Source organism: Chryseobacterium sp. R2A-55, from assembly GCF_021401085.1.
Classification (GTDB): domain Bacteria; phylum Bacteroidota; class Bacteroidia; order Flavobacteriales; family Weeksellaceae; genus Kaistella.
The window spans coordinates 61,524-81,534 of the sequence record NZ_JACBFP010000001.1; the positions used below are offsets into that span (position 1 = coordinate 61,524).

Consider the following 20,011-nt stretch of genomic DNA (forward strand, 5'->3'; position numbering starts at 1 on the left):
TTCTTTTAGTTGATTAATATTTCATCCGATGGATAATGGTAGTTACCCTGTCTGACCTTCTTAAAAAAGGCAATCAGAATGGTTAACATACTTACCCTTCCAACGAACATAGTTCCAATAAGAACCAATTTACTTTCACTACTTAAATCTCCGGTTATTCCTAAGCTAAGCCCAACAGTGCTATAAGCCGAAAAACTCTCAAATGCAATATCCAAAAGAGGTACATGATTATCATAATGAGAAATCAGATAGACACTTATTCCTATTACCAATAAGGATAGACTCATTACGGCAAAAGCTCTTCTCACGGAAATATCCGCAATCTCTCTTCTGAAGACTTCTATTCTGGTTTTTCCTTTTGCAAGACTAAAATAGTTCAAAGTAGCAATGGCAAACGTACTCGTTTTAATACCACCACCGGTTGAAGCTGGAGATGCACCTACCCACATCAAAAAAATGATAATGATGATAGATGAAAAGTGCATTTGGCTAAAGTCTATAGAATTAAAACCTGCCGTTCTGGGTGTAGTTGCTGTAAATAATGCCGTAACAACCTTTCCCAAACCTTGATGATTGCCCAATACATTGTAATATTCTTTGATGTAGATAATGACGGTTCCCAAAACAATCAATATGGAAGTGGTCAATAAATTTATCTTATTACTCAAGGTTAAAATCCATGGGCGGTAATTGTTCTTTTTCTCTACAAACCAAAGAATATATCTTGCTATCAAATGTTTAATGTACCGTACTGAATTAATAACAATTGGAAAACCTAAACCTCCGAATACAAAGATGATGACAATGATAAACTGTAGGGGATAATTATACACATAACTGTCTTCCATCATTCCATTGGGCAAGGTTGAAAATCCCGCATTACAGAAAGCGGATATAGAATGAAACACAGAAAAATAAACTCTTTCTGAAAAGGATGGAATTAAAGCTTTATCCAGGTTGAGGAAAATTAATATCGCTCCAATAAACTCTATTAAAAAAGTAATGGTTAAAATCCTCTTTACCGTCGTAAAAACCTCGCCTATTTTCTCTGAATTGGTCATATCACTCAATGCCAATTGGTTTTCGTAGGTAGATCCACCTTTGAAGAAGTAACTGAAGTAACTGGCAAATGTAAGGATACCTAAACCACCGGCTTGGATCAACAGCATGATTAAGGTTTGCCCAAAAGGAGTAAAATAACTACTCGTATCGACCACTATTAATCCCGTTACGCACACTGCACTGGTAGAAGTGAATAGAGCATCCACAAAGCTTATACCTTGATAGGTTGCATTAGGCAGCATTAATAGTAAGGCTCCCACGACAATTAATCCCATGAAGCTGATGATAAATAATTGGGCAGGATTGAGTAAAGAACGCTTATAGCTCAAACGCGGGCGTGTAAATTCCCGTATCAATTTTAAGATAACAGCCAACCGTATCCAATGGGTTATTTCTGATATTCCCCCTGTTGATAATTGTTTGTATAAGCAATAAAACACAAACAAAACACTCAATGTATCAAAGATAAAAACACTTAATATGAATTCTTTTCGATGATAATAGTATTTCAAAACAGTATAAAAAACACCAATAACCAATACAAACAGATACAAAGAAATGATACTTAATTGTAAGGTTGGGTTTAGTATAAAACCGTAATCAGCTATTAGTGCTGTAAGTGCAACCAAGTGTAATACAACAATGAGCTGTTGTATCCATTTGGCATATAAAAACTCTTTCATTTAAAAATTCTCTCAGGCTATTCGGATTGGGTGTCTTGTAATATCAGTGTATTATCAACATTAAGCCGCTCGTTCAGCCATTTTTTCATTTTCGATTTATCAATTTCTTTTGTCCCTTTCTCCAAATGATATAACACCAACCATTCAACTTTGGCACTATCTGTTCCTGAAAATTTTTCTATTTTACCAAGAGACACATCTTTCAGTTCAGGGAAAAGAACGTTCAGTTCTCTAACAAGTCCTGATTCATTTACTTTATATTTATTCAGTTCTTGTCGAAGGTTGTTGATGGTCACATCTTTTTCTGACAAAGAAGCATCCTGCTTATTCAGTTCACTGAGTATCTCCGACTTAAGATCTGCATCATCCTGTCTGAAATTCAGCATCGTATTATGAATACCTCTTTCATCCAGTAATCGGTTATACATTTCCATTTCTTCTTTGCTGAGTTTTTTATTCAGAAATGCCAGATCCACCTTTTTTGGATTGGAATTATAATTCAGTTTTTTGTAAATCACCGTATATCCTCTGCTACTGAATTCAGAATTGATGAATTCTTCAACGGTTTTAGTAAACTTCTTTTCTTCAAATAGATTATACGCCAGATAAAAACTGGGGATGATCATAATCATCATCAAGGTGGTAATTCCGTACCGGATGCGTTTTTCATTCTTTGGTTCAATCGTAGCAGAAGCAGGATATTTTAAATATTTGATAACTAAAAACGTGGCAATACAAATAAAAAAACAGTTGATGGTGTACAGGTAAAACGCCCCAAAGAAATAGCTAAAATTAAAGGTAGCCAGTCCATACCCTGCCGTACACAATGGAGGCATTAAAGCCGTAGCAATGGCTACACCGGGAATGGGATTTCCTTTTTCTACCCTTGTGATGGCAATAACACCTACTAAACCTCCAAAAAAAGCGATCAATACATCATAAATATTCGGAGAAGTTCGGGCTAATAATTCGGATTGCACATCTTTGAATGGACTGATATAAAAGTAAAAGGCTGAGACCAATAAACTAACTACAGTTGCTATTAAAAGATTTTTAATAGATTTCCGTAAGAGTAAAAAATTGTACGTTCCCAATGCAAATCCTGCTCCTAAAATAGGCCCCATCAAAGGAGATATCAACATGGCTCCAATAATCACAGCTGTTGAATTGACATTTAATCCAACAGAAGCGATAAGGATAGCACAAGCCAATATCCATAGGTTAGATCCCCTGAAAGAAATGTTAGCGGTTACATTTTCTAAAACTTTCTGTTTATCTTCTTCACCGTTGTGCAGATTGATAAAATCCCATAATTTATTGCTCATTTGCTTACAAGGTTTACAGTTGCTTTTTAGACTGCTTACTCAGCACGTAATAACCCAATACACCGCCAATAATAGAAGCTGCAAAAATTCCAATCTTCGCCTGTGTCATGTATTCCTCATGCGAGAACGCCAAAGAAGTTACAAATAAGGACATCGTAAAACCTATAGAAGCCAGTAAACCTAAACCAAACAAATTTCTTACATTCATTCCTTCTGGAAAAGGAGCCACTTTCAGCTTCACCAAAAGCAATGTAAAACCAACTACTCCAACAACCTTACCTACCAAAAGACCTAAAGCAACACCCAAAGCTACATTGGTACTGAATAAATGTTCCATATCGATAGCCAATGAAACACCAGCGTTTGCCAAAGCAAATATAGGAATGATCAAAAAGGTTACCATGGGATGCATAGCATGTTCTAATCGTTGTAATGGCGGAGTGGCGGCTACTGTACTATTTTGAATTTCTTCCAGAATATGTAATTGTTCATTTGTCAAAGTAGGTTTACTGTTATCCGGGTCAATACCTTTAAACTTATCTAAAAGTTTTTGGATATTATTACTGAATATTTTCTCATTGATCTTTACATCTGCCGGAATGGTAAATGCTGCTAAAACAGCTGCGATAGTGGCGTGTACCCCCGAAAGTAAAAAAGTTGTCCAAACTCCGCCTATTCCTAAAATGGCATAGAATAAAATGGCTCTTACCCCCATTTTATTACCGATATACATCGTCAAAAGCACCAAAGCACCGATAATGAGATGGAACATAGAGATATCCGAAGTATAGAAAAATGCGATAACCAATACAGCTCCTAAGTCATCAACAATAGCTAAAGCGGTTAAGAAAACTTTTAGTGTAAGCGGAATTCTATTCCCCAATAAATATAGTACCCCCAAGGCAAATGCAATATCTGTCGCCATTGGAATTCCCCAACCACTATGCACTTCTCCTGTTGGATTCAAAAATAAATAAATTGCAGCTGGCACAGCCATTCCACCAAATGCAGCAGCGATGGGTAATAAAGCTTTACGTGGATTGGATAACTCCCCGCCAACGATTTCTCTTTTTAGTTCTAAACCCACTACAAAGAAAAATATAGCCATTAAACCATCGTTAATCCAATGATGCAGATTGTATTCAAAATACGTGCTTCCGTCTAACTGAAATCCAAATTTATGTTCCAGAACATGATGGTACTCTTCTGCTAAAGGCGAATTGGCTAACATCAATGCAATCACTACACTGATTCCTAATACAATGCCACCTGCTTTTTCATTTTTAATAAAGCTTTGAATTGGCGATACGATTTTCTCAATAGGGGTCTTTTTTAGTTTACTCATCTTTTTTTGCTTATCCCTCCGATTTGTGCTGAAAATGACTTAGAAACCAGTCATTCTATGATTAATAAAGTACAAAAATATAAAATTAAAAACGATTCCCCGTATTAATCAAGGTGATATAGTCCTTTAGGATTTCGCTCATTACCACCAAAAAATCTGTGCTCTTATCAAAATGATAATTACCCTATCATTTTGATAAGGTTTTTGCATCAACAAATCCTGAAATAACGAGATAAAATATTGAAAATCAATATTTTAAATTCAAAAAAGTTCTATTGGAATAGGATTTGGCATAGAGGATATAAAAGAAATTAAAAATGAGGAAAAGAAATGTAAAATGGAAGCAAAGAAAAGAGCCTCCTTCGTTTCCAAAATGGCTAAAATCATACCACTTATTGCTTTTTGCCTTTATTGTGGTCATGATTTTTGGAGCAATTATGAAGCACATTAGTACCACTTAAAAATAGATAAAAATGATAACAATAGTTTTAGTACTCGCAGGTTTAGCCTGTTTCGGTCTGTTCATTAAGTCAATTGACTTCTTTGAGAAAATCTAAAATAAAATGAAAACAAAAATCATAAATACGATACAACAATGGGCTCCTGAAGCCGCAAGACTCATTCCTGATTTGGATACTTTGGACGATTCTATCGCAGACTATCTGTTACTACATAAACTGGCAGAAGTTTGTTCCCAAAAAATAGGTTCTGGATCGGAAGATGAATTAGAGTGTGTTCAGGAGATAGCCAAAGTTATAAACCTTTTATATCAGGGAGGGAATCAATACACCCGGAATGCCATTGAAAATGAGTTTCTGACAGCCTTGTCTTTTGAAGAAAGCCCCGGAAGCCTAAAAAAACACATGGATTTATTTCCCATCGAATTACGAAAAGGATATATCAAAACCATTTTAGAAAACTAATTAAATAATGAAAGTTTTAAAGGGAAAAATACATTGGTCGGCTAAAATAAAAAAAGCAGTATTAGCAATCTTATTGTTTGTCCTGTTTGCCGTTTGCGTAAAGCTCGGAGGATTCGCAGGTATTTTGATCGGCTTTGTGTTTTTCTTTCTATTCTTTCAATTAATAAGCAGATGAAAAAAGAACGAAAATCAAACAGGGAAATAGTTACGGATATATTGGCAAAAATACTTTTAGCTTTTATTGTCTTCTGTATTTTCTATGCGATGTTCTTCGGTAAATAAAAAGAAGTTTATAAATCAATGAATGAAATAAATGAAAACGCAGCCAGTACGTACCTGGCACATCACTACGGTGAAATTAAAGAAGAGATCAACGAACTATCCATGCGAAAAAATTTTGCGGGAATATTTCAGGCAATCGTCAACCACATCAATCTCTTGCTTTCCAAAGGACAGATAGAGAAAATTGGGGTAAAGATCAAGTTCATCGGTTGGCTTCATAAAAGAGGTAATGAATATGTACAGTACATCATTGAAAATTTGTTTGTACGCTCTTTTGAAGGAATGAAAAGACGTTGCACTACAGAACAATGGATTTATATGTACCAGCTCATTCCCAATAACCTGAAACATGTTTATCAGCTTCAGAACACAAATTATTTAACACAAAAAACAAGTCTATGACAGCATTATTCATAGTAGCCATAGGTGTATTTGCCTATATATGTTACGTATTGCTCAAACCGGAAAAATTTTAAAACGCTTCAGCAGATGAAGAAAGATACAAAAGGAAAAATCAAGGAATGGATATCCATTATATTCTGGATACTGTTCTTCATTTCGATCATTTATCTGGCTTTTCTAAAAATTCAAATATTGCTATGAAAAAGATATTTACTGAAATGAAAGATGTAGCCCGAATTGCTTTGATATTCCTGATTGTATTGGCATTGGTCAGGCTGTTCGGATGGATGTTTAAAACCATATTTAATTAATAAAAATGAATACAGAAATTTTAGGAATAATCGTAATGTTTACCCTGTCGATATTGCTTGCAATACCCTTCGGTAAATACATTGCAAAAGTTTATGGCGGTGAAAAAACGCTGCTCGATCCGATTTTTAATCCGATAGAGCGAATCTTTTACAAAATAAGCGGTATCAATCCGCAAACAGAAATGAACTGGAAACAGCAGATGGTAGCCATGATCACGATCAATATGGTGTGGTTCCTGTTGGGAATGGTTGTTCTAATGACGCAGGGAAGCCTACCGCTTAATCCGGATAACAATCCAAGTATGTCCGCAGACCTTGCATTCAATACCGTGATATCATTTGTGGTAAACTGTAATCTGCAACACTATTCCGGGGAATCAGGATTAAGTTATCTTGGACAATACTGGTTAATGTTCTTACAGTTCGTAAGTGCCGGAACTGGTATGGCTGCCGCAGTAGTGCTATTTAGAGCATTCAGAGACAAATCATCTGAAACCTTGGGGAATTTTTACAGCAATTTTATAAAATCATGTACACGTATTTTATTACCTGTATCATTTGTGATTGCCATAATTCTTGCATTCGATGGAGTTCCGATGACTTTTGAAGGTAAAGACGCTATTACCACTTTACAAGGTGATTCTGTGGAAGTATCAAGAGGACCCGCAGCAGCATTTGTGCCTATTAAACACGTAGGAACCAACGGAGGTGGATTCTTTGGAGTGAATTCTGCCCATCCGTTTGAAAACCCATCTTATCTGTCCAATATGGTCGAAATGGTGGCTCAGCTGATTGTACCCTTGGCTATGATCTTTGCCTTTGGTTATTTTACCAGAAGAAGAAAACTATCGTGGATGATATTTGGTGTAATGACAGTAGGTTTTTTAATGCTGGCCATTCCAAATATCAATATGGAAATGAATGGCAATCCCGCAATTGCAGCCATGGGTATAGACAATTCCTTGGGGGCTATGGAAGGAAAGGAAATTCGATTAGGAGCTCCTGCATCTGGCTTTTGGAGCATTGTCACCACTGTAATCTCTACTGGATCAGTAAACTCTATGCACGATAGTTCCACGGCATTGTCAGGAATGAATGAGCTATTAGCAATGATGATCAATGCGTTTTACGGAGGAGTCGGTGTAGGAATACTTAACTTCTTTATTTTTATCATTCTTGCTGTATTTATCAGTGGATTGATGGTAGGAAGAACACCAGAATTCTTAGGTAAAAAAGTGGAAGCTAGGGAAATGAAAATAGCCATGATTATTGCCTTGCTTCATCCTTTCCTGATATTAGTAGGAACAGCATTAGCCGCTGCATCACCACAATATACTATGGACTCTCTAAATAACCCGGGATTTCACGGATTGAGTGAAATGCTATACGAGTTCACTTCGTCATCTGCCAATAATGGTAGTGGTTTTGAAGGATTGGGAGATAATACACCTTGGTGGAATATTGCAACAGGATTTGTACTTATTCTTTCAAGATTCTTACCGATCATTGGTCCGGTAGCCATTGCAGGCTTGTTAGCTCAAAAGAAATTTATACCAGAGGGAGACGGAACCCTGAAAACCGATACGGCAACTTTCGGACTAATGGTATTCGCTGTAATCGCAATCGTAGCTGCCTTAGCATTCTTCCCGGTATTGGCATTAGGTCCTATTGCAGAGTACTTTTCACTTTATTAAACTGATTAAAGAATTTAGAAATGAACAATAATACATCATTGTTTCAAAAAGATATGGTTCAGGAAGCACTGAAACAATCTTTTGTGAAACTCAATCCGAAAACCATGTTCCGTAATCCGGTCATGTTTACTGTATGGATCGGTACTTTGGTTATGCTAGCCGTGAGTTTATGGACGTTGGCAGGAGCTCAGGGACAAGGAAGTTTTGGTTATAATTTTACCGTCTTTATTATCCTTTTGCTTACCCTGTTATTTGCCAATTTTGCCGAGGCAATTGCTGAGGCAAGAGGTAAAGCACAAGCAGATAGTTTGCGTAAGACAAGAGAAGAAACGCCTGCAAGATTAAAAAATGGGAAAACGATCTCCTCTGCTCAATTACAAAAAGGTGATGTTTTCATCTGTGAAGCTGGCGACATCATTCCTTCTGATGGGGAAATTATTGAAGGCTTAGCGACCATCGATGAAAGTGCAATTACCGGAGAATCTGCTCCTGTGATTCGTGAAGCAGGTGGCGACAAAAGTTCTGTTACCGGTGGTACCAAAGTTTTGTCCGATAAAATCGTGGTGCAGGTAACAACGCAACCGGGCGAAAGCTTCCTGGACAAGATGATTGCCTTGGTAGAAGGTGCAGCCCGACAAAAAACACCAAATGAAATTGCTTTAACCATTTTGTTAGCAGGATTTACACTTGTGTTTATCATTGTCTGTGTGACGCTTAAGCCATTTGCTGATTATGCAAATGTGGGGATTACCATTGCTTCTTTTATCTCTTTATTTGTATGTCTTATCCCGACTACCATTGGAGGATTGTTGTCTGCAATCGGTATTGCAGGGATGGACAGAGCATTGAGAGCCAATGTTATTACAAAAAGTGGTAAAGCGGTAGAAACCGCAGGTGATATCGATGTCTTATTATTGGATAAAACAGGAACAATCACGATTGGTAACCGTAAAGCAACTCATTTTCATCCAACAAATGGTATTGACGAGAAAAGATTAATTAAAGCGGCTGTATTAAGCTCCATGGCTGATGAAACTCCTGAAGGTAAATCGATTATCGAATTAGCAGGTATCAACCCTTTGAGTTACGAAGTCAAAAATCCTCAATTCATCAAGTTTACAGCAGAAACTAGAAGTTCAGGTATAGACTATGAGAATGTGCGTGTCCGAAAAGGTGCAACCGATGCGATAAAAAATCTGGTTACAAAAGCAGGTAATAACTTTCCAAAAGAGGTCGAAGAAAGAGTGAAAGCCATCTCTTCTAATGGAGGTACACCGTTGGTCGTATCAGAGAATGAAATCGCATTGGGTGTAATTGAGCTACAGGACATCATCAAACCGGGTATTCAAGAACGTTTCGAACGGCTGCGTAAAATGGGTATCAAAACCGTCATGGTAACGGGCGACAATCCTTTGACTGCTAAATTTATCGCTGAGAAGGCAGGTGTGGACGATTTCATCGCAGAAGCAAAACCCGAAGACAAGATGAATTACATCAAAAAAGAACAGTCGGAAGGTCGCTTGGTCGCTATGATGGGTGATGGAACAAACGATGCTCCGGCTTTAGCACAAGCTGATGTGGGTGTAGCAATGAATTCTGGTACTCAGGCAGCAAAAGAAGCAGGAAACATGGTCGATCTGGATAACGATCCGACCAAATTGATTGAAGTCGTAGAAATCGGAAAACAATTGCTGATGACCCGTGGTACATTGACTACTTTCAGTATTGCGAATGATGTGGCTAAGTATTTTGCCATCATTCCAGCACTGTTCATCACAGCGATTCCTGCATTGCAAGGACTGAATATTATGAATTTACACAGTCCGGAAAGTGCAATACTATCAGCTGTAATTTTCAACGCAATCATCATTCCGATGTTGATTCCATTAGCATTGAAAGGTGTAGCTTACAAACCTATTGGAGCAAGTGCATTACTTCGAAGAAACCTGTTCATTTATGGTTTAGGCGGTGTACTGATACCTTTTGTAGGAATCAAGCTGATAGATATGCTTATATCCGTTTTCTTTTAATCCTTTATAAAATTTAGATAAAATGAAAAAACATATTTTGCCCGCAATAAAATTGACTGCTGTTATGATCCTGTTTTTTACAGTCATTTACCCACTTGCAGTCTGGGGTATCGCACAGTTTGCTCCTAATGCTGGAAAAGGAGAAATTATAGAACACAACGGAAAGAAACATTATGTCAATATTGGTCAGTCTTTCACAGAGGATAAGTATTTCTGGTCAAGACCATCGGCCGTAGATTACAATGCTGCTGGTTCAGGAGGTAGTAACAAAGGTCCTTCTAATGAGGAATATTTAGCAGAGGTTCAGGCACGAATTGATACTTTTTTAGTACATAATCCCGGAATTGATAAATCTGAAATACCTGTTGACTTAGTTACTGCCAGCGGAAGTGGACTGGATCCTAACTTCTCTGTTCAGGCTGCCAAGGTACAGGTAGCACGAATCGCTGAAACAAGGGGTATTGATGAGGTTAAATTGAATCAATTAATTGATGAACAAACCGAAAAACCTTTGTGGGGCATGTTTGGTCCCGAAAAGATCAATGTACTTAAATTAAATATCGCTCTGGATCAACTTAAATAAGTAATTCCTAAAAAAACTTACGGGTTTTCAAATGTATGTGTAGCCATTGAAAATGCCTTGTAGGAGTATTCAATAAACAGTAAAATTTTAATAATTCAAAAATGAAACCATCATGATTTATTCAACCACACAGAGAGGATAAATCTGATAGCTTCATCACGTTTAAAAATCAAATTAATAAGATGAAAAAAATAATTATGTTCTCAGCTATTCTGCTGGGAGCAACAGGAAGTGTATGTGCTCAGGAAACTGAAAAAAAACCATTAACCATCAGTGGATATGCAGAAGTATATTATCAGCAGGATTTTAATAACCCGAAATCCAATACCAGACCGGGATTTGTGTACAGCCACAACCGTAGCAATGAAGTGAGTCTAAATTTGGGATTTATAAAAGCGGCTTATGAAACAGAAAATATGAGAGCGAACCTGGCTCTTGGAGTAGGCTCTTATATGAATGCTAATTATGCAACTGAAGAAGGCGTGCTGAAAAACATTTATGAAGCAAATGTAGGTGTGAAACTATCTAAAACGAAAAATTTATGGTTAGATGCAGGTATATTACCATCTCACATTGGTTTTGAAAGTGCCATCGGGGCAGACTGCTTTACACTGACCAGAAGTATGATGGCAGATAATTCGCCCTATTTTGAAACCGGGGCTAAGTTGTCGTATGCTACCGATAATGGTAAATGGAATATGGCTTTTTTAGTGATGAACAGTTGGCAAAGAATACAACGGGTTGAAGGCAATAGCACACCAGCTTTTGGTCATCAATTAACTTACCGTCCTTCAGATAAAATGACTTTAAACAGTAGTTCTTTCATAGGCAACGACTTCCCTGATGAAGAGCGTAAGATGCGTTACTTCCACAATCTGTATGGGCAGTTTCAAATCAGCAATCAATTTGCATTGATCGCGGGCTTTGATATCGGAGCACAACAAAAAGAAAAAGCAAGTGATGACTACGATACATGGTATACGCCTGTACTGATTGCAAAATACAGCCCGACTGAAAAAGTAAATATCGCTGCAAGAGGAGAATATTACCAGGATAAGAATGGCGTTATCATCAATTCGGGAACGGAAAACGGATTTCAAACATTTGGGGCTTCAATAAACGTTGATTATCAAATTCTGCCTAATTTGGTATGGAGAACAGAAGTTAAAAGCTTAAATAGTAAAGATGCCATTTTCTTAAACAGAGATGATAATATGAAAAAAGACAACGTTATGGCGGTTACATCGCTGGCGATACGTTTCTAAATAGTTCCATTTACTAATGATTCCCCTGGACAATTTGTCTAAGGGGAATTTGTAAATTTATATAAGCAAACAGATTGTATGGACGAAAGAAAAAGTGCAGAACATTTTTTAGACCTCATTCAGAAATCCCGAAGAGGAAAATTCAAGCTCTATATCGGGATGAGTGCCGGTGTGGGTAAAACCTATCGAATGTTACAGGAAGCACATACGCTATTGCGAAACGGTATCGATGTGAAAATCGGATATATCGAAACACACAAAAGACCAGAGACCCATGCTTTGTTGGATGGGCTTCCGGTCATTCCACGCAGAAAACTTTTCTATAAGGGGAAAGAATTAGAGGAACTGGATCTGCAAGCCATTATAAACCTTCGTCCAGAAGTTGTGATTGTTGATGAATTGGCTCATACCAATATTGAAGGTAGCAATAACGAAAAGCGATGGCAGGACGTACTCGATATTTTAGATGCCGGGATTAATGTAATCAGTGCAGTAAATATTCAACACATTGAAAGTTTGAATGAAGAAGTGCGGGAAATTACAGGAATTGATGTACAGGAACGTATTCCCGACAGCGTAGTCGCTCAGGCTGATGAGGTGGTCAATATTGATCTTACAGCAGAAGATTTGATAGATCGTTTAAAAGCCGGAAAAATATATGAAAGCTCTAAAATAACAGCAGCACTTAATAATTTTTTTAAGAGTGAGCATATTTTACAGCTTCGTGAGTTGGCGTTAAAGGAGGTAGCTTCGCAGGTGCAGCGAAAAGTAGAAACCGAAGTTGTACTTACAAGAAGCATCAAAAAGGAACGTTTCCTGGCCTGCATCAGTTCAAACGAAAAAACAGCCAAAAACGTTATTAGGAAAACGGCACGATTAGCTAATTATTACAACAGTAAATGGTATGTGATGTATGTGCAAATACCTAAAGAAAGCCCTGATAAAATTGCTCTGGATAAACAACGGCATTTGATTAATAATTTTAAATTAGCTACTGAATTAGGAGCAGAAATAATTAAGGTAAAGGCCAAAAACACCACTAAGGCAATCATCAAAGAGTGTGAAGATCGTAAGATAACTACGGTCTGTATCGGTAAACCACATTTAAACTTAGCTAAAATTATTTTAGCGACTGATACATTCAATGCCTTGCTGAACAAGCTGTCACAGGAAAATATTGATCTCGTAATACTATCATAAAATGAGAATTAAAGCAAAATTAACGGTTGGAGTTGGTGCTCTATTTTTATTGATACTGGCACTGGCAATTGTTAGTGGCTGGTATGTAAACCAACTGAAAAAAGATACTAATAATATCTTAGTTGCCAATTACAATACCTTACAGTATGCCCGTAACATGCTTTTGTCTTTGGAAGATGTTCGTTCAGACAAATCTGCTGTAGATACTTTTCAAAAAAATCTCGATCTGCAAAAGCAGAATGTAACGGAGATTGGAGAAATCGAAGCTACCAATCTTATCGTTAAACATTTTAAAGATTTAAAAGAAAACCCGGAAGATTCTATCGTAATATCATCTATAAGGAAAGACATCACGGAGTTAATGCGTCTAAACATGGAAGCTATCAACAGGAAGAGTGATATTGCCGACGATACCGCTCAAAAAGCAATTGTCATCATTTCAGTTACTGGCTCACTATGCTTCCTGATTGCATTTATTTTATTGGTCAATTTACCTTCTAATATAGCCAATCCCATTAAGGAATTAACCGATAGTATAAAAGAAATAGCTGGGCAGAATTATAAAAAGAGGGTGCATTTTGAAAGCCATAATGAGTTTGGTGACTTAGCAAAATCATTCAACACGATGGCGGAGAAGCTGGAAGAATATTCCGAGAGTAAGCTCGATAAAATCCTAAAAGGCAAAAAACGAATTGAAACGTTGATTGATAATCTTCATGATCCCGTTATTGGAATTGATGAGAACAAAAAAGTGCTTTTCGCTAATGAAGAAGCTTTGAATATTTGCGGTCTAAAAAAAGAAGAGTTCATTGGCAAACAAATACAGGATATAGCCGTTACCAATGATTTAATTAGAAATATCATTAAGGATATTTTTCTTCTTAAGCCCGAAAATGCTAAATCCGAACAATTAAAGATTTATGCCGACAGAAAGGAAAGCTATTTTGAGAAAGAGGTTGTTGACATCAATATCGTTCCAACCGGAGAAGCGGATAGTGAATTTATCGGTCAGGTTATTCTTCTGAGAAATATCACACCATTTAAAGAGCTGGATCTGGCAAAGACCAATTTTATGGGAACTGTTTCCCATGAATTTAAAACACCTATTTCGTCGATGCAATTAGGTATTCAAATTCTTGAGAATGAAAAGACAGGTCACTTAAATGAGGAACAAAAAGGATTAATTAATGGTATAAAGGACGATGCTGACAGGCTTTTACGAATTACCGGAGAGTTATTAAACATCGCACAGGTTGAAAGTGGTGCTATTCAAGTAAACTTAATTAGTTCAGAAATTAAGCCCATGATTGAGTATGCTGTAAATGCCAATAAATCTGCTGCTGATCACAAGAATATTAAAATCGATGTTGATATAGATAATAATGCACTCGTTGCTGCCGATAGTGAAAAAACGGCATGGGTTCTTACCAATCTCATCTCCAATGCCGTTCGGTATTCGTATGAGAATGCAACGATTTTTGTTAAAGCCGAAAAAGAAAACGATCAGATAAAATTTTCCGTCACCGACACAGGGCAGGGAATACAACCTCAATTTCTGGATAAAATATTTGAACGCTATTTCCGTATTCCCGGTACTAAAAAAGAAGGTACAGGATTAGGATTAAGTATCAGCAAAGAGTTTATTGAAGCTCAGGGAGGAAAAATCTGGATAGAGAGTGAGTATGGTACTGGTAGTACTTTTTGCTTTACGCTAAATTCCATAGATAAAGACTTCTAACATATTAATACCAATAATTTTAAGTGTCCGAGCTAATATTTTATTTGGTTCGTTGTTGACATTTATATCATATTTTTAAAATGCATAAATTTTATAGAGATAAACTAAAAGAACTTGATGAACGAATTGAAGTATATAAAATTGAGTTTGATGAACCAATTCAGCTGGCAGAAGCATCTGTTTCTCTCATCCTAAATTATCTTAAGGAAGTCAAACTATATGTTCTGGAAAAAGGATTTGACAAGGAAGAAGATGAAATATATTTCTTTAAAAAACTGAAGCCAGATATTTTGTCTAAATTAATATACTATAATGCTATTTTTAAGATTGAATCGAAAAAACCTCACGGCTCATATAAATTAATAAAAAAGTATCTTAGCAACGAACAAATAAGGCTGAAAAAATACTTTGATAATAATTTGGAATTTTATAAATACTGTAGAACGAATAGCACTTATATGGATCAAAAATATTTTGTAAGGGGTAAACATGATATCAAGCTTAGCCTTGACACATATTTTTTTGAATCAGATCATAATTTTTCAACATCCCACGATTATAAAGTTGCAAAAATTTTGGCAAATGATTTAATACAAGTCTATTTGGAGGATCGACTTTCCCACTTACAAAAAAGGAGCAAACCAATAAATCATTCAAATTTAAATTGGACTGCAAGTAAAACTGCATTAATAGAGTTAATTTATGCATTGCACTCCCAAGGAGTATTCGAAAATGGAAATGTAAAGCATATTGCAAAGTATTTTGAAAGCGTTTTCAATATCGAATTAGGTGATTTTTACCATACGTTTATGGAAATTAAATCTCGAAAAATAAATCGTACAAAATTTATTGATACCCTTAAACTTAGTTTGGTTCGAAAGATAGAAGAGTATGAAAAATAGATTTTAAAATCATTTTCTTTAAACTAATAGAACAGAATTAAATTTCATATATTTGCTATGAGCTAACGGAAACACGTTGAAAAGCAAAGCAATAAGCACCGTTACCAAATCGTTACCTGACTTTTTTGATAATCTTTATAAAAGCTTAGTATTCAACCGATACAGCTTTTTCCTGAAAACTTTAAAATAAAAAAGAAGTAAATCATAAATCCTCAAACATCTGAGGAGTTTTTTGTGGAAAACTTCTATGATTCAAACAGGAATTTTCTTTCATATCTCAGTTATTTTCCGTATTTTTGTTGGTCTTTGCATTGGGCAAAAACAATCAATTTTTAATGTGAATTTTAGTTGCTGAAAAGCGGTCCCGATCATTACTCGGCAGCCAACAGCAAATAGCAAAAATTATGAGTCAAAAACAATATACAGCAAGTAGTATTCAGGCATTAGAAGGAATGGAGCACGTAAGAATGCGTCCTTCAATGTATATCGGAGACGTAGGAGCTCGTGGTCTTCACCATTTGGTTTATGAAGTAATAGACAACTCTATTGATGAAGCTTTGGCGGGGTACTGTGACACCATTACGGTCTCCATTAAAGAAGGAAATGCGATTGAGGTTACCGATAATGGACGAGGAATTCCGGTAGATTTTCACGAAAAGGAACAGAAATCAGCATTAGAAGTTGTAATGACGAAAATTGGTGCCGGCGGAAAATTCGACAAAGATTCATATAAAGTTTCTGGAGGTCTTCACGGTGTTGGAGTATCTTGTGTGAATGCACTTTCTAACGAAATGATTACTACGGTTTATCGAGATGGTCATGTTTATCAACAAATCTATTCTAAAGGTAAGGCACAAACCGAAGTTGAAGAAATAGGAAACAGCGATAAAAGAGGAACAAAACAGTTCTTCCAGCCGGACGATACCATTTTTCAAGAATTGGTGTACAATTATGACACCTTAGCGGCTCGTTTACGCGAATTATCCTATTTAAATAAAGGAATTACCATCACTTTAACCGACGAAAGACATCCCAATGAAGACGGTTCTTTTCAAACCGAAACCTTCCATTCCGAAGGCGGATTGAAAGAATTCGTGCAATACATTGACGGAAACCGCGAAAGCATTATGCAGAACGTGATCTTCATGGAGGGAAACAAAGACGATATTCCAGTGGAAGTGGCTATGCGCTACAATACTTCCTACAATGAAAACCTGCATTCCTATGTAAACAACATCAATACCCATGAAGGCGGAACGCACCTTGCAGGTTTCAGACGTGCTTTGACGAGAACTTTGAAGAAATTTGCAGACGAACTCGGTCTTCCACAAAAAGAAAAAGTGGAGGTAACTGGTGACGATTTCCGGGAAGGGTTGACCGCAGTGATTTCCGTGAAAGTAATGGAACCACAGTTTGAAGGCCAAACCAAGACCAAGTTAGGAAACTCCGAAGTTTCCGGTGCTGTGGACAAAATCGTGGGCGAAATGCTCACCAACTTCCTGGAGGAGCATCCGAACGAAGCGAAACTCATCGTGCAGAAAGTGGTCCTCGCAGCAAAAGCAAGACAAGCCGCTAAAAAAGCGAGAGAACTTGTACAAAGAAAATCCCCGATGGGCGGAAGTGGACTTCCGGGAAAACTTTCGGACTGTTCCTCCAAAGACCCCGTAATCTCAGAAATATTCTTGGTAGAGGGAGATTCCGCAGGTGGAACCGCAAAGCAAGGTCGAGACCGACATTTCCAGGCAATTCTTCCACTGAGAGGTAAGATTTTGAATGTGGAAAAATCCATGCTCCACAAAGTTTACGATAACGAGGAAATCAAAAACATTTACACTGCATTGGGCGTTTCCGTAGGAACTGAAGAAGATTCCAAGGCCTTGAATCTGGCCAAACTCAGATACCACAAAATCGTGATCATGACCGATGCGGATATTGACGGATCCCACATTTCTACGCTGATTTTGACCTTCTTCTTCCGTTACATGAAGGAGCTGATCGAAAACGGATATATCTATATTGCGCAACCACCGTTGTATCTTTTGAAAAAAGGAAACAAGAAAATTTACGCCTATAACGAAAAAGAACGGGAAGAAAAAACTTTGGAAATGTCTTCCGATGGAAAAGGCGTTGAAGTTCAACGGTACAAAGGTCTCGGGGAAATGAACCCGGAACAGCTTTGGGAAACCACGCTGAATCCGGAACACAGAATTCTGAAGCAAGTCACCATAGACAATTTGGTGGAAGCAGACAGCACCTTCTCCATGCTTATGGGAGACGAAGTTCCGCCAAGAAGAGAATTCATCGAGAAAAACGCGATATATGCCAAAATTGACGTCTAAGAAATCTTCAAATTCATTTTGAAGAATTGCGTTGAAAAGCATTATTTTAAGGAACCGCCCAAAATATTGGACGGTTTTTTGTTGGTAATCCAAAAAATTCATTAAATTTAAAAATGAAAAAAATTATCCTTATTCTTTCAGTAATTTCAGCTCTTGTCTTATCATGCAACAAAATGGGTTCTACGCAAGAAACCAATACAGAAAAAACTACGGAGACCACCTCTGAACCGCAACCATTTACTGTTGACTCATTGTCGGTGAATGATTCCACGAAAATTAATCCGAAAATTACAGTAGCCTTCAAATCAAAAATTTTGACTTTCCCCACACTCAAAGACAAAACGTTGCTGGACAGCATCTACTCTATCGAAAACATCCGGCTGGATGTTTACGATTCCAAAAATCTGCTCGCCGCCCTAAAAAATAAACAGCAAAATTATTTTCAGCAAAATACGGAAGATGCCAAGGATTTTCCGATGGATTTTGAACAGACCTGGAGCGAAAACTCCAACATGAAGGTCTTTTCACAGCAAAATGATTTTCTGACCATCAAATATACCGGTGACGGTTTTTCAGGCGGTGCACACGGATACTATTATGAATACTACAAAGTATTCGACTTGAAGAATCAGAAAACGCTGCAGCTTGCAGATGTTTTGTTGTCGCCCGATTCGGATATTTGGAAACGAGCATTGTGGGATAATTTCATCAAAAATGACTCAGGAAAAGGACAAAGTGAAATGCTGCTCGTGAAAGAAATCTCGCCGAATAATAATTTCTATTTTGACCAGGATTATCTTTATTTTCTCTATAACCAGTATGAAATCGCAGCATATGCAGCTGGACCGATTCTGATCCGGATTCCGATTTCTGATATCAAATTGATGTTGAAGCCAGAATTCAAGCAAAGAACAGGAATCAAATAATTAATTACCAAAAAGCAAGACAGGTCGGCTTGCTTTTATTAATTTTGCACGAAATGGAAAAAGTCGCATTCATCATCAATCCCTATTCCGCCAAAAAAAATTACCAGCCATTTCTGGACTTGCTCCAGAAAAAAGTGGACAAGCCTATATTCTACATTTCAGAATCTGTGGAAGGAACCGAAAAATTCATCGACGACCATTTTGAAAACACCGAAATCTTCGTGGCAATTGGTGGCGACGGGACGATTTCTTCGGTGGCAAAAAAAATCATCAATACCGAAAAAATTCTCGCCATATTTCCAGCCGGATCCGGAAATGGATTCTCCAATGAAACAAATTTCAACAAGAATTTGGATGAACTCTTGATCAAGATAAAGGCTAAGAAATCCAGAAAAATTGATACTTTTACAGTTAATGACAGACTTTCCATTAATGTTTCCGGAACTGGATTTGATGGAAAAGTGGTGAAAGAATTTGAAAAAACCAAACGGGGTTTCAAGAATTACATCAGGGTTTCGCTCCGGACTTTTTTCAACTATAAACCCATCAAGATAAAATTCATCACTGAAAATTACAGACAGTACAGCGGAAAGTATTTGATGTTGAACATTGCAAACACGCGACAATTCGGGAATAATGCCTATATCGCGCCAAAAGCCAGCAAAAGTGACGGGTTGGTAGATTTGGTTTTGGTGAAGAAATTTCCGCTTACCTACTCTCCTTTCTTTGCTTTCAGAATGTTTACCAAACGGCTGAAAGATGACGAATACGTAACGTATCTCCCAGTTTCGGAGGTCGAATTCAAGGTTTCCACCAAAAATTGGCATTTGGATGGGGAATTCAACAAAATTAAGTCCCCGGTTTCGGTGAAGGTTTCACCGAAGAGTTTGAGGATTTTGATTTGACTTTTTTTCGGAGAAGGGATTCCCTTCAACATTAGCCCCGATTGCAGTGAAAATCCTTTTTGTTTGCGGCAGCGAACAAAAAGATTGCAGCGGAAA

The 20,011-nt window shown here is 37.2% G+C and carries 16 protein-coding genes; 13 read left to right on the top strand and 3 right to left on the bottom strand.

From position 1 onward, the window contains the following. Positions 1 to 5: 5 nt before the first annotated feature. From L0951_RS00295 to nhaA, 3 genes are read right to left on the bottom strand one after another with little or no spacing between them, the layout of a single operon-like run. The gene (locus L0951_RS00295; RefSeq protein ID WP_234108501.1) at positions 6 to 1,745 is read right to left on the bottom strand and encodes a TrkH family potassium uptake protein; all 1,740 of its coding nucleotides are present in this window, start codon (positions 1,743 to 1,745) and stop codon (positions 6 to 8) included. 17 nt (positions 1,746 to 1,762) lie between these two features. Then, a complete protein-coding gene (locus tag L0951_RS00300; protein ID WP_234108506.1) occupies positions 1,763 to 3,070 on the bottom strand; it encodes a DUF389 domain-containing protein in 1,308 nt (435 codons plus the stop codon). A gap of 13 nt (positions 3,071 to 3,083) precedes the next feature. Next, positions 3,084 to 4,415, bottom strand: a complete 1,332-nt coding sequence (nhaA, locus tag L0951_RS00305) for a Na+/H+ antiporter NhaA (protein WP_234108509.1) — start codon at positions 4,413 to 4,415, stop codon at positions 3,084 to 3,086. 563 nt (positions 4,416 to 4,978) lie between these two features. Here nhaA and L0951_RS00310 point away from each other — a divergent pair. From L0951_RS00310 to L0951_RS00365, 13 genes are all read left to right on the top strand, one after another. Next, positions 4,979 to 5,338: a hypothetical protein gene (locus tag L0951_RS00310; RefSeq protein ID WP_234108511.1), complete on the top strand. Its 360-nt coding sequence runs from the start codon at positions 4,979 to 4,981 to the stop codon at positions 5,336 to 5,338. Between the two features lie 300 nt (positions 5,339 to 5,638). Next, positions 5,639 to 6,022: a hypothetical protein gene (locus L0951_RS00315; protein ID WP_032131839.1), complete on the top strand. Its 384-nt coding sequence runs from the start codon at positions 5,639 to 5,641 to the stop codon at positions 6,020 to 6,022. Further along, positions 6,019 to 6,096 carry a potassium-transporting ATPase subunit F gene (locus tag L0951_RS13765; RefSeq protein ID WP_078691099.1) on the top strand — a complete coding sequence of 26 codons (78 nt, stop codon included), beginning with the start codon at positions 6,019 to 6,021 and terminating at the stop codon, positions 6,094 to 6,096. Before L0951_RS00315 ends, L0951_RS13765 begins: the two co-directional genes overlap by 4 nt. Before the next feature lie 242 nt (positions 6,097 to 6,338). Beyond that, entirely contained in the window at positions 6,339 to 8,027 is a 1,689-nt protein-coding gene (gene kdpA, locus L0951_RS00320; RefSeq protein ID WP_234108519.1) for a potassium-transporting ATPase subunit KdpA, read from the top strand. 20 nt (positions 8,028 to 8,047) lie between these two features. After that, positions 8,048 to 10,057, top strand: coding sequence for a potassium-transporting ATPase subunit KdpB (gene kdpB / locus L0951_RS00325; RefSeq protein ID WP_234108521.1), 2,010 nt, complete (start codon positions 8,048 to 8,050; stop codon positions 10,055 to 10,057). Between the two features lie 22 nt (positions 10,058 to 10,079). After that, positions 10,080 to 10,640, top strand: a complete 561-nt coding sequence (locus L0951_RS00330) for a K(+)-transporting ATPase subunit C (protein ID WP_055041566.1) — start codon at positions 10,080 to 10,082, stop codon at positions 10,638 to 10,640. A 182-nt stretch (positions 10,641 to 10,822) separates the two neighbouring features. Beyond that, entirely contained in the window at positions 10,823 to 11,905 is a 1,083-nt protein-coding gene (locus L0951_RS00335; protein WP_132776748.1) for a porin, read from the top strand. 78 nt (positions 11,906 to 11,983) lie between these two features. Further along, complete coding sequence (locus tag L0951_RS00340) at positions 11,984 to 13,105, top strand: sensor protein KdpD (RefSeq protein ID WP_123247943.1); 1,122 nt, start codon at positions 11,984 to 11,986, stop codon at positions 13,103 to 13,105. Position 13,106: 1 nt separating this feature from the next. Further along, on the top strand, positions 13,107 to 14,843 hold the full coding sequence (locus tag L0951_RS00345) for an ATP-binding protein (protein WP_129758666.1): 1,737 nt from the start codon (positions 13,107 to 13,109) through the stop codon (positions 14,841 to 14,843). A gap of 80 nt (positions 14,844 to 14,923) precedes the next feature. Next, the gene (locus L0951_RS00350) at positions 14,924 to 15,745 is read left to right on the top strand and encodes an RteC domain-containing protein (RefSeq protein ID WP_234108523.1); all 822 of its coding nucleotides are present in this window, start codon (positions 14,924 to 14,926) and stop codon (positions 15,743 to 15,745) included. A gap of 404 nt (positions 15,746 to 16,149) precedes the next feature. Continuing rightward, entirely contained in the window at positions 16,150 to 18,084 is a 1,935-nt protein-coding gene (gene gyrB / locus L0951_RS00355; protein ID WP_234108525.1) for a DNA topoisomerase (ATP-hydrolyzing) subunit B, read from the top strand. A gap of 113 nt (positions 18,085 to 18,197) precedes the next feature. Next, positions 18,198 to 19,010 carry an RsiV family protein gene (locus L0951_RS00360; RefSeq protein ID WP_234108527.1) on the top strand — a complete coding sequence of 271 codons (813 nt, stop codon included), beginning with the start codon at positions 18,198 to 18,200 and terminating at the stop codon, positions 19,008 to 19,010. Between the two features lie 53 nt (positions 19,011 to 19,063). Continuing rightward, on the top strand, positions 19,064 to 19,915 hold the full coding sequence (locus tag L0951_RS00365) for a diacylglycerol/lipid kinase family protein (protein WP_234108532.1): 852 nt from the start codon (positions 19,064 to 19,066) through the stop codon (positions 19,913 to 19,915). The last annotated feature ends 96 nt before the right edge of the window (positions 19,916 to 20,011 follow it).

Coding starts and splice junctions, on each gene's coding strand:
- L0951_RS00295 (WP_234108501.1), bottom strand. CDS start 1,745: ATGAAAGAGTTTTTATATGCCAAATGGATACAACAGCTCATTGTTGTA.
- L0951_RS00300 (WP_234108506.1), bottom strand. CDS start 3,070: ATGAGCAATAAATTATGGGATTTTATCAATCTGCACAACGGTGAAGAA.
- nhaA (WP_234108509.1), bottom strand. CDS start 4,415: ATGAGTAAACTAAAAAAGACCCCTATTGAGAAAATCGTATCGCCAATT.
- L0951_RS00310 (WP_234108511.1), top strand. CDS start 4,979: ATGAAAACAAAAATCATAAATACGATACAACAATGGGCTCCTGAAGCC.
- L0951_RS00315 (WP_032131839.1), top strand. CDS start 5,639: ATGAATGAAATAAATGAAAACGCAGCCAGTACGTACCTGGCACATCAC.
- L0951_RS13765 (WP_078691099.1), top strand. CDS start 6,019: ATGACAGCATTATTCATAGTAGCCATAGGTGTATTTGCCTATATATGT.
- kdpA (WP_234108519.1), top strand. CDS start 6,339: ATGAATACAGAAATTTTAGGAATAATCGTAATGTTTACCCTGTCGATA.
- kdpB (WP_234108521.1), top strand. CDS start 8,048: ATGAACAATAATACATCATTGTTTCAAAAAGATATGGTTCAGGAAGCA.
- L0951_RS00330 (WP_055041566.1), top strand. CDS start 10,080: ATGAAAAAACATATTTTGCCCGCAATAAAATTGACTGCTGTTATGATC.
- L0951_RS00335 (WP_132776748.1), top strand. CDS start 10,823: ATGAAAAAAATAATTATGTTCTCAGCTATTCTGCTGGGAGCAACAGGA.
- L0951_RS00340 (WP_123247943.1), top strand. CDS start 11,984: ATGGACGAAAGAAAAAGTGCAGAACATTTTTTAGACCTCATTCAGAAA.
- L0951_RS00345 (WP_129758666.1), top strand. CDS start 13,107: ATGAGAATTAAAGCAAAATTAACGGTTGGAGTTGGTGCTCTATTTTTA.
- L0951_RS00350 (WP_234108523.1), top strand. CDS start 14,924: ATGCATAAATTTTATAGAGATAAACTAAAAGAACTTGATGAACGAATT.
- gyrB (WP_234108525.1), top strand. CDS start 16,150: ATGAGTCAAAAACAATATACAGCAAGTAGTATTCAGGCATTAGAAGGA.
- L0951_RS00360 (WP_234108527.1), top strand. CDS start 18,198: ATGAAAAAAATTATCCTTATTCTTTCAGTAATTTCAGCTCTTGTCTTA.
- L0951_RS00365 (WP_234108532.1), top strand. CDS start 19,064: ATGGAAAAAGTCGCATTCATCATCAATCCCTATTCCGCCAAAAAAAAT.